Origin of the sequence: Actinomadura sp. B10D3 (assembly GCF_039871695.1) — a bacterium.
In the GTDB taxonomy this organism is placed as follows: domain Bacteria; phylum Actinomycetota; class Actinomycetes; order Streptosporangiales; family Streptosporangiaceae; genus Spirillospora; species Spirillospora madurae.
Genome location: NZ_JBDPLY010000010.1, coordinates 12,964 through 27,887 on the forward strand (window position 1 = coordinate 12,964; position 14,924 = coordinate 27,887).

Annotated in this window: 17 protein-coding genes; 6 read left to right on the top strand and 11 right to left on the bottom strand. The window is 72.7% G+C overall.

Features of this window, described 5'->3' with window-relative positions:
- Nucleotides 1-29: 29 nt before the first annotated feature.
- Nucleotides 30-878: a PaaX family transcriptional regulator C-terminal domain-containing protein gene (locus ABGB11_RS16995; RefSeq protein WP_347633740.1), complete on the bottom strand. Its 849-nt coding sequence runs from the start codon at nt 876-878 to the stop codon at nt 30-32.
- Nucleotides 879-1,026: 148 nt separating this feature from the next.
- On the opposite strand from ABGB11_RS16995, the gene ABGB11_RS17000 reads away from it, so the two are divergent.
- The 4 genes from ABGB11_RS17000 (at nt 1,027) to ABGB11_RS17015 (ending at nt 4,192) form a co-directional block, all read left to right on the top strand.
- Nucleotides 1,027-1,941 (top strand): SDR family NAD(P)-dependent oxidoreductase, encoded by a 915-nt coding sequence (locus ABGB11_RS17000; protein ID WP_347633742.1) that lies wholly within the window; start codon nt 1,027-1,029, stop codon nt 1,939-1,941.
- Nucleotides 1,938-2,849, top strand: coding sequence for an amidohydrolase family protein (locus ABGB11_RS17005; protein WP_347633744.1), 912 nt, complete (start codon nt 1,938-1,940; stop codon nt 2,847-2,849). Before ABGB11_RS17000 ends, ABGB11_RS17005 begins: the two co-directional genes overlap by 4 nt.
- Nucleotides 2,846-3,301, top strand: coding sequence for a MaoC family dehydratase (locus ABGB11_RS17010; protein WP_347633746.1), 456 nt, complete (start codon nt 2,846-2,848; stop codon nt 3,299-3,301). The genes ABGB11_RS17005 and ABGB11_RS17010 overlap by 4 nt, the downstream gene beginning before the upstream one ends.
- A gap of 81 nt (nt 3,302-3,382) precedes the next feature.
- Nucleotides 3,383-4,192, top strand: coding sequence for an IclR family transcriptional regulator C-terminal domain-containing protein (locus tag ABGB11_RS17015; protein WP_347633748.1), 810 nt, complete (start codon nt 3,383-3,385; stop codon nt 4,190-4,192).
- On the opposite strand, the gene ABGB11_RS17020 is transcribed toward ABGB11_RS17015, so the two are convergent.
- The 5 genes from ABGB11_RS17020 to ABGB11_RS17040 are packed head-to-tail and all read right to left on the bottom strand — an operon-like array spanning nt 4,170 to nt 8,353.
- A complete protein-coding gene (locus ABGB11_RS17020; RefSeq protein WP_347633750.1) occupies nt 4,170-5,153 on the bottom strand; it encodes a zinc-binding alcohol dehydrogenase family protein in 984 nt (327 codons plus the stop codon). The two genes, ABGB11_RS17015 and ABGB11_RS17020, sit on opposite strands and share 23 nt — an antisense overlap.
- Nucleotides 5,154-5,157: 4 nt before the next feature.
- Entirely contained in the window at nt 5,158-5,520 is a 363-nt protein-coding gene (locus ABGB11_RS17025) for a hypothetical protein (protein WP_347633752.1), read from the bottom strand.
- Nucleotides 5,517-6,380 (bottom strand): extradiol ring-cleavage dioxygenase, encoded by an 864-nt coding sequence (locus ABGB11_RS17030; RefSeq protein WP_347633754.1) that lies wholly within the window; start codon nt 6,378-6,380, stop codon nt 5,517-5,519. The genes ABGB11_RS17025 and ABGB11_RS17030 overlap by 4 nt, the downstream gene beginning before the upstream one ends.
- Complete coding sequence (locus ABGB11_RS17035) at nt 6,373-7,188, bottom strand: citryl-CoA lyase (RefSeq protein WP_347633756.1); 816 nt, start codon at nt 7,186-7,188, stop codon at nt 6,373-6,375. The genes ABGB11_RS17030 and ABGB11_RS17035 overlap by 8 nt, the downstream gene beginning before the upstream one ends.
- Entirely contained in the window at nt 7,181-8,353 is a 1,173-nt protein-coding gene (locus ABGB11_RS17040; protein WP_347633758.1) for a CoA transferase, read from the bottom strand. Before ABGB11_RS17040 ends, ABGB11_RS17035 begins: the two co-directional genes overlap by 8 nt.
- A gap of 185 nt (nt 8,354-8,538) precedes the next feature.
- Between ABGB11_RS17040 and ABGB11_RS17045 the strand changes: the two genes are divergently transcribed.
- Nucleotides 8,539-9,981 (top strand): amidohydrolase family protein, encoded by a 1,443-nt coding sequence (locus ABGB11_RS17045; RefSeq protein WP_347633760.1) that lies wholly within the window; start codon nt 8,539-8,541, stop codon nt 9,979-9,981.
- A 79-nt stretch (nt 9,982-10,060) separates the two neighbouring features.
- On the top strand, nt 10,061-10,588 hold the full coding sequence (locus tag ABGB11_RS17050; RefSeq protein ID WP_347633762.1) for a VOC family protein: 528 nt from the start codon (nt 10,061-10,063) through the stop codon (nt 10,586-10,588).
- Nucleotides 10,589-10,630: 42 nt separating this feature from the next.
- Here ABGB11_RS17050 and ABGB11_RS17055 read toward each other — a convergent pair whose 3' ends face one another.
- The 5 genes from ABGB11_RS17055 to ABGB11_RS17075 form a co-directional block, all read right to left on the bottom strand.
- Entirely contained in the window at nt 10,631-10,921 is a 291-nt protein-coding gene (locus ABGB11_RS17055; protein ID WP_347633764.1) for a DUF6295 family protein, read from the bottom strand.
- A 14-nt stretch (nt 10,922-10,935) separates the two neighbouring features.
- Nucleotides 10,936-11,685, bottom strand: a complete 750-nt coding sequence (locus ABGB11_RS17060) for a dienelactone hydrolase family protein (protein WP_347633766.1) — start codon at nt 11,683-11,685, stop codon at nt 10,936-10,938.
- A gap of 87 nt (nt 11,686-11,772) precedes the next feature.
- Complete coding sequence (locus ABGB11_RS17065; protein WP_347634110.1) at nt 11,773-12,603, bottom strand: undecaprenyl-diphosphate phosphatase; 831 nt, start codon at nt 12,601-12,603, stop codon at nt 11,773-11,775.
- 145 nt (nt 12,604-12,748) lie between these two features.
- Nucleotides 12,749-13,888, bottom strand: coding sequence for a 5-methyltetrahydropteroyltriglutamate--homocysteine S-methyltransferase (locus ABGB11_RS17070; RefSeq protein ID WP_347633768.1), 1,140 nt, complete (start codon nt 13,886-13,888; stop codon nt 12,749-12,751).
- 64 nt (nt 13,889-13,952) lie between these two features.
- Nucleotides 13,953-14,813, bottom strand: a complete 861-nt coding sequence (locus tag ABGB11_RS17075; protein ID WP_347633770.1) for an LLM class flavin-dependent oxidoreductase — start codon at nt 14,811-14,813, stop codon at nt 13,953-13,955.
- Nucleotides 14,814-14,924 lie beyond the last annotated feature (111 nt).

A 14,924-nucleotide genomic window follows, 5' to 3' on the forward strand; every position in this document is an offset into this window, starting at 1 on the left:
CAGGGATACGCGCCCGCGTCCGCAGGGGTTCAGCGGCGCCCGGCGTCGTCCCGCAGGAGCGCGCGGAGCTGCTCGGACGCGTCGGGTTCGAGCGCGCCGAACCGCTCCCGGTACAGGGCGGTGGACGCGGCGGCCGGCCAGCCGTCCGGGAGGTGCTCGGCGGGCAGACCGGGGTCGGTGCGCAGTAACTGCAGCCAGTCGGCGCCGAGCAGGGTGAGCCGGCTGAGCGGGTGCCCGTGCCGCTCGCGGTCGGGCGTCCAGGTGGCGATGAAGGACTCGTGCTCCGCGCGGATCGCCGGCACGTCCCAGGCGCGGTGCAGCAGCCGCGGTACGTCGGTGCCCTCGACGGGGACGGAGTAGAACGCGTCGGCCAGCTCCGCCAGCTCCGCGTACTCGGGGCCGTCGAAGATCGCGTCGATGTCGACGCGGCCCGGCGCGATCCACAGCCCGTCCCGCAGCCCGCCGAAGCCGGCCCAGATCAGCCGCGCCCGGATCTGGTGGCGCAGGTCGCGGCGGCTCTCCGGCATGGAGTAGCTGAGCAGCGTCCACTCGCCGCCCGGGTGGGTGAACGGCGCGGGCGAGGTGACCCGGGGCGTGGCCTCGCGCAGCAGGTCCTCGGCCCACGGGGTGAGCGAGAACCGCGCGGTGCGCCCCTCCCGGGTGCGGGCGAGCAGGCCCTTGCGGGTCATCCGGGCGAGCGTGGCGCGGCCCGCGGCCTCGGCGACGCCGAGGTCCTCCAGCAGGTGCAGGAAGACGCGCGAGCTGATCGGCGGGTGTCCGCGGTCGAGGACCAGCGACCCGAGGAAGCTGAACAGCAGTTGCTGGGGCGCACGCCGGCGTGGCCGTGCGCCCGGGAACGCGTCCTGCTCGGCGGTCATCCCCGTCCTTCCCCCGGTCCGGTTCACCGGCGCCATCACACCATGCCGCGCGGCCTCCCGGCCGTGACCCCAGATTATTCGATCAAATATTGACGCTCGACAGATCGACATCTAGCTTCGGGGGACGAGCGGTTCGGGAGGGGTGGCAATGGAGCTGAACGGGAAGGTGGCGGTGGTCACCGGCGCCGGGCGCGGCCTCGGCCTGGCCTACGCCGGGGAACTCGCCCGCGCGGGAGCGGCCGTCGTGGTCAACGACGTGGACGCCGCGGCGGCCGGGGCCGCGGCGGAACGGATCGCCGCCGCGGGCGGGCGGGCCGTCGCGCACGCCGCCGCGATCGGCACGTCCGAGACGGCCGAGGCCCTGGTCGGGCGGGCGGTGGACGAGTTCGGCCGGCTCGACGTGATGGTGACCAACGCCGGCGTCCTGCGCGACCGGGTGCTGTGGAAGATGACCGACGACGACTTCGACACCGTCGTCCAGGTCCATCTGCGCGGCACGTTCACCTGCGCCCGCGCGGCGGCCGTGCGGTTCCGCGAGCAGGGCGAGGGCGGGCGGCTCATCCTGGTCGGCTCCCCGGCCGGGCAGCGCGGGAACTTCGGGCAGACCAACTACTCCGCGGCCAAGGCCGGGATCGTCGGCTTCGTCCGCACCTGGGCGATGGAGCTGGCCCGCGCGAACGTCACCGTGAACGCGGTCGTCCCGGTCGCGGCGACCGCGATGACCGAGACGATCCCGACGCTCGCGCCATACGTCGAGGCGGCGCGTGAGGGCCGCGCGATGCCGCCCTTCGCCCGCCGCGCCCTGGCGTTCGGCACCCCCGAGGACGCCGCCGGCCTCGTCGCGTTCCTCGCCTCCGACGCCGCGTCCGGCATCACCGGGCAGGCCGTCGGCGTCGGCGGCGACCGGCTGTCGCTCTGGACGCATCCGGTCCAGGCGGTCGCCGCCTACCGGGACGGCGGCTGGGGCGCGGACGACATCGCCGAGGCCTGGCCCACCGTTTTCGCCGGGTACGAGCAGAGCGTGGGCGAGGACCTCCCCGAGGCCCCGGAGGCGGCACGATGACGAACCTCGACCTGGAGGCACTGGAGGCCGTCGACGTCCACGTCCACGTCGAGACCGACCTGCACGGCCACCTGTCGCTCCCGGACGAGTACCTCGAAGCGTCCGCGAAGTACTTCGGCGGCGGGCACCGCATCCCGAACGTCCACGAGATCGCGTCCTACTACCGCGAGCGCCGCATGGCGGCCGTCGTGTTCACGGTCGACATCGAGAACGCCACCGGCCATCCGGCGCTGTCCAACGAGGAGATCGCGGACGCCGCGGCCGAGCATCCCGACGTCCTGATCCCGTTCGCGAGCATCGACCCCGCCAAGGGCCGCGCCGGCGCGCGGACGTTCCGCCGCCTGATCGAGGAGCGGGGCGTGCGCGGGATCAAGTTCCACCCGTCCCTCCAGGGCTTCGCGCCCGACGACCGCAGCGCCTACCCGCTGCTGGAGGTCGCCGCCGAGCACGGGGTCCCCGCCCTCTTCCACACGGGGCAGACCGGGATCGGCGCCGGCATGCCGGGCGGCGGGGGCATCCGGCTCGGCCTGTCGAACCCGGTGCTGCTGGACGGCGTCGCCGTCGACCTGCCCGACCTGACGATCATCATGGCGCATCCGTCGTTCCCGTGGCAGGACGAGGCCCTCGCCGTCGCGACGCACAAGCCGAACGTCCACATCGACCTGTCCGGCTGGTCGCCCAAGTACTTCCCGCCGCAGCTCGTCCGGTACGCCAACAGCCTGCTGCAGGACAAGGTGCTGTTCGGCTCGGACTTCCCCGTCATCACCCCGGACCGCTGGCGGGAGGACTTCGCGAAGCTGGAGATCAAGCCGCACGTCCGGCCCAAGATCCTCAAGGAGAACGCGGTCCGCGTCCTCGGCCTGGGATCCGCCGAGGGCGACGGCACCGACCAGGGAGGCACGCAGTGAGCACGACCGTCGCGTTCGAGGACCTGAAGAGCCTGGCCGGCGCCTCGCTCGGCACGAGCCGCTGGCTGGAGGTGGACCAGGACCGGATCAACGCCTTCGCCGACGCGACCGGCGACCACCAGTGGATCCACGTCGACCCCGAGCGGGCGAAGAAGGGCCCGTTCGGCGGCCCGATCGCGCACGGGTACCTGACGCTGTCCCTGGTCATCCCGCTCTGGACCGAATTGCTCGACGTCACCGGCGTCACGACCAAGGTCAACTACGGGCTGGACAGGGTCCGGTTCCCGGCACCCGTCCCGGCCGGCGCCCGCATCCGGCTGTCCGGAACGCTGGGGGAGGTGTCGGACGTCGCCGGCGGCGGCGTCCAGGTCGCCGTCGACCTCGTCGTCGAGATCGAGAACGGTGGGAAGCCCGCCTGCGTCCTTCGACCGGTCTTCCGCTTCTACCCGTGAGGGCGCGGGCCCCCTGCACGCCGTTCCGGTCAGGTGTCCGTATGATGGACACCCTGGTCGGCGGCGGGGAGGGGACGATCGATGCCACGGGAAGGCACCGGACCGGATTTCATCGAGGCGCTGGCCCGGGGCCTCGACGTCATCACCGCCTTCGAGGCGCGGCGCCCCGTGATGTCGCTCGCCCAGGTCGCCGAGGCCGCCGGACTGGCCCGGCCCACCGCCCGCCGCATCCTGCTCACGCTGCGGGAGCTCGGCTACGTGCAGGTGGAGGAGGGCGGCTACGCGCTCACCCCGCGCGTGCTCGACCTCGGCGTCGCCTACGTCCGCTCCATGAGCCTGTGGGAGGTCGCGCGCCCGCACATGGAGCGGCTCGTCGCCCGGACGAACGAGTCCTGCTCGATCGCGCAGCTCGACGGGTCCGACATCGTCTACGTCGCGCGCGTCGCCGTCCCCAAGATCGTCGCGCTGACGGTGCAGATCGGGACGCGGTTCCCGGCCCTGCAGACCTCGCTCGGCAAGGTCCAGCTCGCCGCGCTCGACCCGGCCGAAGTCGACCGGATCCTCACCGAGCCGACCCGCTCCGGGCTGGAGCCGCGCGTCCACCTCACCCGCGAGGAGCGGGACGCGGAGCTGCGCGAGGTGCGGGCCCGCGGATGGGCGCTGACGGACGAGCAGCTCGCGCGCGGCATCCGCTCGGTGGCGGCGCCCCTGCGGGACGGCTCCGGGACGGTCATCGCGGGCATCAACGTGAACACGCACGCCGCCGAGACGCCGCTGGAGCGCCTGCTGGAGGAGCACCTGCCGCTGCTGCTGCACACGGCGGGGGAGATCAGCGCGGACTTCGCCCGGCTGGAGGCCGTCCCGCAGGTCACCCGGCCGGCCGCGGGGTGAGGACGATCCGGCCCGCCGCCGTCCCCTCGGCCTGCCGCCGCCACGCCTCCGCCGCGCCCTCCAGCGGGACGGTCTCGTGCGCGACGGCCAGCTCCCCGGCCGCCGCCCGCTCGGCGACGAACGCGATGGACGCGGCGCGCTGCTCGGGCGTCAACTCGTTGTTGGTGTAGCCGAGCAGCCGCAGCGACCTGCCCCGGATGGTCGAGGACTCGATCGGGCACGTCTCGCCGGCCGAGCTCCCGAGGTTGACCAGCCGCCCGCCGGGGCGCAGCGTCCCGGCCGCTGCCGCCGCCGGGGCGCCGAACAGCGGGTCGAGCACGAGATCGACCGGGCCGTCGGCGGCATCGGCGAACCGCCGCCCGAGCTCGGCGACGTCGGCGGTGTCGAGGGCGACGACGGCGTCCGCCCCGGCCCGCCGCGCCCGCTCCCGGCCGTCCGCCGACCGCGCGCCCGCGACGACCCGGCGCGCTCCCGCCGCCTGGGCGAGCCGGACGGCGGCCTGCCCGACCACGCCGCCGACGCCGAGCACCACGACCTGCTCGCCGGCGGCCAGCCCGCCGCGCCAGGTCAGCGCCATGTGGGCGGCGACGGCCGACAGCCCGAGCGCGGCCATCGCCACGGGGTCGACGCCGTCCGGCAGCGCGACGAGCGCCGCCTCCGGCACCGCCGCGACCTCGGCCATGCTCCCGTCGCCGGGCGCCATCCCGGCCGGGCACGGGAACCACACCGTCCGGTCGCCGGCGGTCCCGACGCCCTGGACGCCCGGCACGTACGGTGTCGCGGGCCGTCCGAAGTAGGACGTCCCGGTCGCGCACAGCAGGTCCAGCGGCGTGATCGGTGCGGCGAGGACGTCGACGAGCACCTCGCCGTCCCCCGGCACGGGCGGTTCGCGGTCCGCCACCACCGGCGGGCGGCCCGGCTCCCTGATCTCCGCGGCGCGCATTGCCTCGGGTCGCGTCATCGGCTCAGGTCGCGATGTCGGGGTAAGGGAGCGTGAAGTGCGAGAGCCTCCGCGCGTACTCCAGCTGGAAGCCGAGCGGCTCGTCGTGGTCGCGTTCGAACATGGCGATGAAGAGCGTGAGCGTCAGGAACGGGTGCGCGCCCAGCTCGAACAGCTTGGGGTAGTCGTGCCCGGCGAGCGCGGCCCGCTCGGTGTCGTCGAACCGCAGCCAGGTGGACGACTCGCCGCCGTGGCAGTTGATGATGCGGTTGGCCTGCTCCTCCTCCCACCAGGCGACGGTCGCCTCCGGCTCCTCCCGGTAGCGCTCGACGAGCTCCGGGTCGCGGTCGACGGTGTAGAGGAACTTGTTCAGCAGGTACTTGCTCACTGGCCGGCTCCGTTCGGGTACCAGGTGAAGTACGCCTCCATCGTGTGGAACAGGTCGTAGGTGTCGACGTAGTCGGCCTTCCGCCCCTCGCCCGCGACGCCCATCATGAGCATGAAGTCCATGAACCCGTGGGTGGCGTTGCCGGGCCGGTGCAGGCTGTCGAGCGTCACCTCGGCGAGGCATCCCTCGATGTCGCCGGAGGAGATCCACTCCACCGCCTTCGCGTCGAACTCCGGGTCGGGGCCGTGCGGACCGAACTGGCGCGGGCCGCCCAGCTCCAGCGACAGGTGCCCGGTCCCGATGATCGCGACCCGCTGGTCTCCCGGCCACGACTCGACCAGCTCGCGGATGGTCCTGCCGAGCTGGACGAACCGTTTCGGCCGCGGCAGCGGCGGCGCGAAGATGTTGGTGTAGACGGGCACGATCGGCAGGTCGTTCTGCGGGCGCAGCGTGATGATCGGGCACGTGATCGAGTGGTCGATGCGCAGCTCGTTGGAGAACGCCAGGTCGAAGCCGGCGTCCAGGCCCTCGCGCAGCAGGTACGCCGACAGGTCCTCCTGGCCCTTGAAGAGCATCCGCGGCAGCCCGAACTCGCGTTCCTCGTTGTACCAGTTCGCGTCGTAGAACGGCGCCTTGCCGATGAGGAACTGCGGCATGTTGTCCAGCCACAGCTGGTGGAAGTGGTCGGAGCCGACCATCACCAGGACGTCCGGCCGGGCCCGGGTGAGCGTCTCGCGGAACGCCTCGACCTTGCGGACCCACTCGTCCGCGAAGCCGGGGCGGTCCTCCCCGGTCGCCGTGCTCGCGCGGTGGTAGAAGGGGTGGTGGGTCGAAGCGATCACAGCGACCAGTTCAGCCATGACGGTCTCCGGGGGTGTAGGGGTCGGGGGCGACGGACCGGTTGTTCAGGTCGACCGACAGGAAGATCTCGTTGGCGACGGGGCGGCGCAGCTCCTCGGCGAGCTGCCCGATCAGCCCGGCGGTGCGGGCCAGGAGCGCGAACCCGCGCAGCAGCTCCAGCGGCAGCCCGAGGTCGGCGAGGGCGGCGCCGCAGACCCCGGCGCCGTTCAGCGGGAGCTTCTTGCCGAGCACCTCGGGGTGGACGCGGCCGATCGCGGCGAACAGCGCCAGGTGCGGGCCGAACGTCCCCTCCTCCGTGGCGATCCGCATCAGCCGGGGAGTGCGCGGGTCGCCGTCCTTGTGCACGTGGTGGCCGAGGCCGGGGACGAACCGCCCGGCCTCCCGCTCGGCCCGGACGGTCTCCAGCGCCAGCGCGTCCCATCCCGCCTCGTCCGCGGGGGGCTCGCCGGCCGAGGTCAGGACGCCGTGCAGGAAGCGGCCCGTGTCCTCGGTGACGCCGAGGAACCGGGAGCCGCCGCCGAGCAGCCCGGCGGCGAGCGCGCCCTGCACCGAGTCGGGCGCCGACAGGTACGTCAGCCGGGTGACGATCGCGGTGGGGGTGAAGCCGTGGTCGGCGAGCGCCGCGAGGACGGCCTCGAACACGCGCGTCTCGCCCGGCGTGGGGCGCCGCTGCGCCGCCAGCCAGAACGCCAGCTCGCCGAACCCGACCTCGCCCATCACCTCCTCGGCGAGGTCGTGGCCCAGCAGCGTGATCGTCTCGCGGCCGGACGCGCCCAGCGCCGTCGGGTACTCGCGCGGCTCAGCCACGGCCGTCCTCCCGCGGTGCGCGGAGCCACTCCCGCAGCTCGGCGCCGTGCTCGTCGAGCTCCGGCGGCGGCAGCCGGTACGTCGCGGGCGTCCGGGAGAACCGGATCGGGTGCCGGGTCGTCGGCACCGCGTGGTCGCCCTCGCCGACCACCACGACCGGGTCCAGCTCGAACCGCTCCGCCATCGCGAACCCGCCGTCGATGGTGTTGATCGGCCCGCTCGGCACGCCCGCCTCCACCAGCAGGTCGAACCACTCGACCGCGCCGCGCTCCTTGAGCCGCTCGACCAGGAGGGGCCGCAGCTCGTCCCGGTTCGCCGTGCGGGCCGCGTTCGTCGCGTAGCGCGGGTCGTCCGGGATGTCCGGGATGCCGAGGACCTCGCACAGCTTCCGGAACTGCCCGTCGTTCGCCGCCGTGACGATCAGGTCGTTGTCGGCGGTCGGCAGCGGCTCGTAGGGGAACACGCTCGGGTGCGCGTTGCCCATCCGGTACGGGACGGTGCCGCCGGCGACGAAGGCGGAGCTGTGGTTGACCAGCCCGGTCAGCGCCGACGACAGCAGGTTCACCTCGACGAGCTGGCCCTCGCCGGTCGCGTCGCGGTGCCGCAGCGCCGCGAGGATGCCGATCGCGGCGTGGTTGCCCGCCATCACGTCGAACACCGAGATCCCCGCCCGGTACGGCGGGCCGTCCGGGTCGCCGGTCAGGCTCATCAGCCCGGAGATCGCCTGCACCATCAGGTCGTACCCGGGGACGTGCCGTCCGGCGCCCGAGCCGAACCCGGTGATCGAGCTGTAGACGACGCCCGGGTTGCCCGCGCGCACCGTGTCGTAGTCGAGCCCGAACCGGGCGAGGCCGCCCGGCTTGAAGTTCTCGATGAGGACGTCCGCGCGGCGGGCCAGCTCGCGGGCCGCCGCGGCGTCGTCCTCGTCCCGCAGGTCCAGGGCGATCGAGCGCTTCCCCCGGTTGACGCCGAGGTAGTAGGTCGCCGTGTCGCCGCGCGTCGGCGGCGTCCAGGTCCGGGTGTCGTCGCCCCTCGGCCCCTCCACCTTCACCACGTCGGCGCCGAGGTCGGCGAGCAGCATCGTCGCGTAGGGACCGGCGAGGATCCGGGAGAAGTCCGCCACCAGCACCCCCGACAGCGGCCCCTCGCGCGCGGTGTCCGTCATCCGGCTCCTTCGCTCGTCCGTTGGACGGACGTTCGTCCGCCACTTCGATTCTGGCACGCCGATATCCGGAAGGGTCAAGTGGTTGACACTTTGACTACCGGTGGCAAGAGTGGCCACAAGCAGGTGTGACCGTAGAGCGGACATGAGTCCGTGCTGCTCCCGGCGGTCGTGTCCACGGACGAGGAGTGCAACCGATGAGCGAGTTCGAGCCCGGCCGTCCCCTGGTGCTGCGCGGCGGTACCGTCCTGCCGATGACCGACGGGCGCGCGGTGCTGGACCGCGCCGACGTCCTGCTGGAGGGCGACACGATCAGCGCGGTCGGTCCCGACCTGCCGGTACCGGACGGCACCGCCGAGATCGACGCGTCCGGCGGCATCGTCATGCCCGGCATGATCGACACGCACCGGCACATGTGGCAGACCGCGATGCGCGGCTACGGCGCCGACTGGACGCTGACCCAGTACTTCGTCTGGTACTACCTGGAGCATGGCAAGCGGTTCCGCCCCGACGACATCCACGCCGGGAACGTGCTCGCCGCGCTGGAGGCCATCGACGCGGGCGTGACGACGGTGGTCGACTGGTCCCACGGCCTGCAGACCCTCGACCACGCCGACGCCGCGGTGGACGCGCTCCGCTCCGTGCCCGGACGGTTCGTCCTCGCCTACGGCAACATCCAGGCCCCGCCCGCCGAGTGGACCGGGACGCCGGAGTTCCGCGACTTCGCCGGCAAGCTCATCGGCGGCGACATGCTCGGCTTCCAGATCGCGTTCGACGTGGTGGGCGACCCGGCCTTCCCGGAGAAGCCCGCCTTCGAGGTCGCGCGCGACCTGGGCGTCCCCGTCACCACCCACGCGGGCGTGTGGGGCGCGACCAGCGACGAGGGCATCAAGCAGATGCACGACCACGGGTTCATGACGCCCGAGACCGTGTACGTGCACGCCGCGTCGCTGTCCGCCGACTCCTACCACCGCATCGCCGCCACCGGCGGTTCCATCTCCGTCTCGACCGAGAGCGAGCAGAGCGCCGGGCAGGGCTACCCGCCCACGTGGGTGCTGCGCGCGCACGACATCCCGGTGTCGCTGTCGATGGACACGAGCGTCTGGTGGAGCGGCGACCTGTTCTCCGCGATGCGGACCACGCTCGGTGCCGACCGCTGCCGCATGCACATGGAGGCGCACGGCAACGGGGACACCGTCACGCACTGCAGCCTGCGCGCCGACCAGGTCGTCGACTGGGCCACCCGCGGCGGCGCCCGGACGCTCGGCCGCGACGACCTCGGCAGCCTCGAACCCGGCAAGAAGGCCGACGTCGTCCTGATCAAGAACGACGACTCGCCGGTGTCGTTCCCCCTGCTCAACCCCTACGGGCACGTCGCGTTCCAGGCGCAGCGCGGGGACGTCCACACCGTCGTCGTGAACGGGCGCGTCGTCAAGCACGCCCACCGCCTGGTGGACGTGGACCTCGCCGCCGCCCGGCGCGAGGTCGAGGCCACGGTGGAGTACCTGCGCTCGTCGATGGGTCAAGAAGCATGGATGGCGGGCATGTACCCCGACGTCCCCGAGACGAAGGTCCTCGACAACCCCTACACCTACACCGACTTCCGGAGCTCCTCCACGCACGCCCGCTGACGCGCCCGGCCCGGACCGATGAGTTTCCGGGACCCGCCTGGTCCGCCTCTGTGAAGCGACCTACAAGCGGGAGGTAACGATGGCATCCGGACAGGATTCTCGTGGGGGGACGACCCCCCACGCCCCCCGGAACGGCCCGTTCATCACATGCCTGTGGTTCGACGGCCAGGCCGAGGAGGCGGCGAACTACTACGTCTCCGTCTTCAAGGAGGCGAAGATCGGCGAGATCTTCCGCGCGACCGAGGCCGGCCCCGGCGAGCCCGGGGCGGTGGTGACCGTGGAGTTCGAGCTCAACGGCCAGAAGTTCGTGGGCCTCAACGGCGGCCCGCAGTTCACCTTCAACGAGGCGATCTCGTTCCAGATCCCCTGCGCGGACCAGGACGAGGTCGACCACTACTGGAACCGGTTCACCGAGGACGGCGGCGAGCCGGGCCCCTGCGGCTGGGTGAAGGACAGGTTCGGGGTGTCCTGGCAGGTCATCCCGACCGTCCTGCATGAGCTGATGAGCGACCCGGACCCGGCGAAGGCGGCTCGCGCCACCTCGGCGATGCTGTCCATGGGCAAGCTCGACATCGCCGAGCTCCGCAAGGCCCACGCCGGGGAGTGAGCGGCGGGCGGCGCGGCGGGGGCGCCGCCCGTCAGACCCTCGTCAGGCCGCGCCGGGGCGCCGGGCGGAGGCGGAGGCCAGGCCGGGCGGCGCGGCGGCGAGGGCCGTCTGGATGGCCTCGACCAGCGCCAGCGCCGACTCCTCCGTCAGCTCGACCGCGACCCGCGCGGACGGCCCGTCGCCGGGATTGGTGAAGTCGATGTTCACCGTGTGCTCGTGGCAGGCGTGGTACGGGTGGTCCACGTAGACCGCGCCGTCGGTCAGGGTGAACCAGCCGGTGGCGCCCTTCGCCGCGCCGTCCAGCCGGACCTTCACGGTCTGGTAGGTGCACATGTGTCCGGGTCCTTTCAGGCGCTCAGGTGGCGGCCGAAGAAGGTGAAGATCTTCTGCCATCCGTCCTTGGCGGCGGCAGGCCGGAACGCCGGCCGCTCGACGGCGAAGAACGCGTGCCCGGCGCCCGGATAGGTGTGGAACTCGTGCTCCTTGCCGAGCTTGGTCAGCTCCGCGTCGAGCGCGGCGACCTCGTCCGGCGCCGGGAACCGGTCCTCCTCGCCGAACAGGCCGAGCAGCGGGCACGACAGGTTCGGCGCCTTGGAGAGGATCGACCCGGCGGTGGTCGGGGCGTCAGGCGGCGGGTCGTTCACCACGAACGCGCCGTAGCAGTCGACAGCGGCGTCGATGTCGAGCTCGCAGGCGGCGAGGAACGCGTGCCTGCCGCCCGAGCAGTGCCCGATCACGCCGACCTTGCCGTTGGCGTGGTCGAGGGAGTTCAGGTACGCGGCGGCCCCCGCGACGTCGCCGACGAGCTGGTCGTCGGGGACGCCGCCCTTGGCGCGGGCGGCGGCGGCCTGGTCGTCCGGGCCGACGCCGGCGCCCTCGCGCGAGTACAGGTTCGGGACGATCGCCGCGTACCCGTGGGCGGCGAACGTCCGGGCGAACTCCTTGGTGCCGGAGTCGTACCCGGGCAGGTGGTGGATCAGCACCACGCCGCCGCGCGGCGCGTCGCTCAGCGGCCTCGCCAGGTACGCCTCCAGCTCGGCGTTCCCGTGGCCGGTGATGGCGACCGTCCCGGCCCACATCGCATCGTTCGTGACCATCAGCGCTCCGTTCCTCGGCGGGTGGGCGCGCGCCGTGCCCGGCACGGGCGTGCGGATCTTGCCAGTCTCTCGCACGCCGGGCGGCGCTCAGGCGTTCAGGGTCCCGGTGCCCAGCAGGGCGAACAGGAGCAGACCGACGGCGACCCGGTAGATCACGAAGGACGTGAAGGTGTGCCGGGCCACGAACCTGAGCAGCCAGGCGATGGACGCGTAGGCGACGACGAACGAGACGACGGTGCCGACCGCCAGCGGCAGCGGGTCGGCGCCCGATCCGAGCGCGCTCGGCAGCTCGTAGACGCCGGCGCCGGTCAGGGCGGGCAGGCCCAGGAAGAACGACAGCCGGGTCGCGGCGACCCGGTCGAGACCGAGCAGCAGGCCGGTGGACATCGTCGCGCCCGACCGGGAGAAGCCGGGGAACAGCATCGCCAGGATCTGGGACGAGCCGATCAGCATCGCGTCGGTGAGGGACGTGTCGTCCTCGCCGCGCTTGTGCCTGCCGTACCGGTCGGCGAGCCACATCACGACGCTGCCGCCGAGCAGGGACCCGGCGACGACCCACAGCGAGGCGAGCGGCCCCTCGATGAGGTCCTTGGCGGCCACGCCGACGAGCACGACCGGGACGGTGGCGAAGATGACCCACCAGCCGAACTTGTAGTCGTGGTGGTAGCGCTCCGCCGGAATGGCGATCCCGCGGCCCCAGGCGCGGACGATCCGGACGATGTCGGAGAAGAAGTACACCAGCACGGCCGCGATCGCGCCGACCTGGATGACGGCGGTGAACCCGACGACGGTCGGGTCGTCCACCGGGATGTCCATCAGGCCTTCGGTGATCTTCAGATGGCCGGTCGAGGAGACCGGGAGGAACTCGGTCAGGCCCTCCACGATCCCGAGGACGATCGCCTGCCCGACACTGATCACGCTCAAGGGCCCGGTTCCTCTCCTGACCTGCGGCTGTCCGCGGCGAGCCTACTCCCGGCCGGCGATCTCACCGGGCGATGTGGAGGAGGTGTTCACCCATCATTGACCGAACGGACAGGCGAGGGAACGGGCGGGCGGGGGCGGGTCAGCCCCAGACCTCCTCGGCGGTCTCGGCGATGAGGCGGAGCTTCGCGGCCTGCTGCTCGGCGGTCAGGACGTTGCCCTCGACGGTGGAGGAGAACCCGCACTGCGGCGACAGGCAGATCTGCTCCAGCGGGACGAACCGCGACGCCTCCTCGATGCGGCGCTTGAGGTCGTCCTTGGACTCCAGCTCGCCGCGCTTGGTGGTGACCAGGCCGAGCACGACCATCTTGCCCGGCGGGACGAACCGGAGCGGCTCGAAGCCGCCGGAGCGCTCGTCGTCGAACTCCAGGAAGAAGCCGTCCACGGCCAGCTCGCCGAACAGCGCCTCGGCGACGAAGTCGTAGCCGCCCTCCGCCGTCCAGGACGAGCGGAAGTTGCCCCGGCACATGTGGGTGGTGACGTTCATGCCCTCGGGCCGCCCGCCGATCGCGGCGTTGATCTGCTTGATGTAGCGCAGGTGCAGGTGCTCGGCGTCGTCGCCGCGCTCCTTGATCATGGCCCGCTGCGCGGGGTCGTTGAGGTAGGCGAGGCTGGTGTCGTCCAGCTGGAGGTACCGGCAGCCCAGATCGCCCAGCCGGCGCACCTGCTCGGCGTAGGCGGCGGCGAGATCGTGCCAGAACTCCTCGATGTCGGGGTACACCTGCGGATCGATCGCCGCCGGCCCGCCCCGGTAGTGCACCATGTTCGGCGACGGGATCGTCAGCTTCGGGGTCACGCCCTCCTCGACCGTGCCCTTCAGGAAGGCGAAGTGGTCGGCGAAGATCGTGTCGTCCAGCCGGACCTTGTCGTGCACGCGCAGGGCCGCGGTGGTGAACTCGATGTCCCCCTCCGCGTTGTGGAACTGGACCTTGATCTTCTCGTCCGCCGGGCTGATCCCCCCGAGCCGGTAGATGAAGTCCATGTGCCAGGACGTGCGGCGGAACTCCCCGTCGGTGGCCGACCGGAGCCCGGCCTCGCGCTGCATCCGGATCACGTCGCGGATGGCGGCGTCCTCCGCGGCGGCGAGCGCGGCCGCGTCGATGCGGCCCTGGGCGTGGTCGTCCCGGGCCGCGAGCAGCTCGGGCGGACGCAGCAGGCTGCCGACATGGTCGGCGCGGAACGGCGGGGCCGTCCGCACGGAACCGGTCGCACCTTCGGTCACGGCTCGCTCCTTCCGCGAGGCGGGGTCTGTGGCCCTGCCAATCTAGGCACTCTCGCGACGACGATCAATGGTCTGCCGAATATGGGGCGGCGATGTCGAGGGCGGCGACCGCGGCGAGGTCGCGCCACGCGGTCGTGGGGCGCAGGGTCTCGTCGGGATCGCCGTTGAAGGGGTCCAGGACGACCATGTCGGCACCGAGGGCCCGCAGCCGGTCGAGGTCGTCCGCCACCTGCTCGATCGTGCCCTCGCCGGCGAGGCGGTCCGGACGGGTGACGGGGGACGGCGTCAACCGGAGGATGATGCGGGGCTGGAGCGCGGGAACCGGGCGGCCGTGGTCGTCCGCGATGGCCTTCAGGCGCTCCAGCGCGTCCTGGAGCCACGGGAGGGTGAAGCGCAGCGGGTGCCACGCGTCGCCCAGCCGGACGGCCCGGCGGAGCGCGGCGTCGCTGTGCCCGCCGATCCAGAGGGGGATCCGGCCGGCGCGGTAGTCGGCGGTGTGCTCCCACGCGGTGCGGATCGTCTGCAGGTACTCGTCCGTCAGGGCGCCCCGGCGGCCGAACGGGACGCCGAGCGCCGCGAACTCCTCGCGCGCCCATCCGACGCCGGTGCCGAGGACCAGCCGCCCGCCGCTGAGGTCGTCGAGGTTGGCGGCCATGCGGGCGACGAGCAGCGGGTGCCGGTAGGGGACGATGAGCACGGTGGTGCCCAGCCGCACCCGGTCGGTCACGCCCGCCAGCCAGGAGAGCGTGGTGAACGGCTCGTAGAAGGGCGCCGGGTACTGCTCGGCGACGTCGGGCGTGATGGCGACGTGGTCGGAGACCATCAGCAGGTCGAACCCGAGGCCCTCGACCGTCCGCGCCCACTGCCGCAGGACGCCGGGGTCGGTGCCGGGACCGAAGTTGGGGACGTTGACTCCGAAGCGCATCATCCGAGGCTAGCCGCCCCCAGGGGCGCGGCCACGGATGGCCGGCCAGGCGCTCGATGTCGGTGTTGAAGCGCTGGAGGTACCCGGCGAAGGCGGTGACCTCGCCCCACC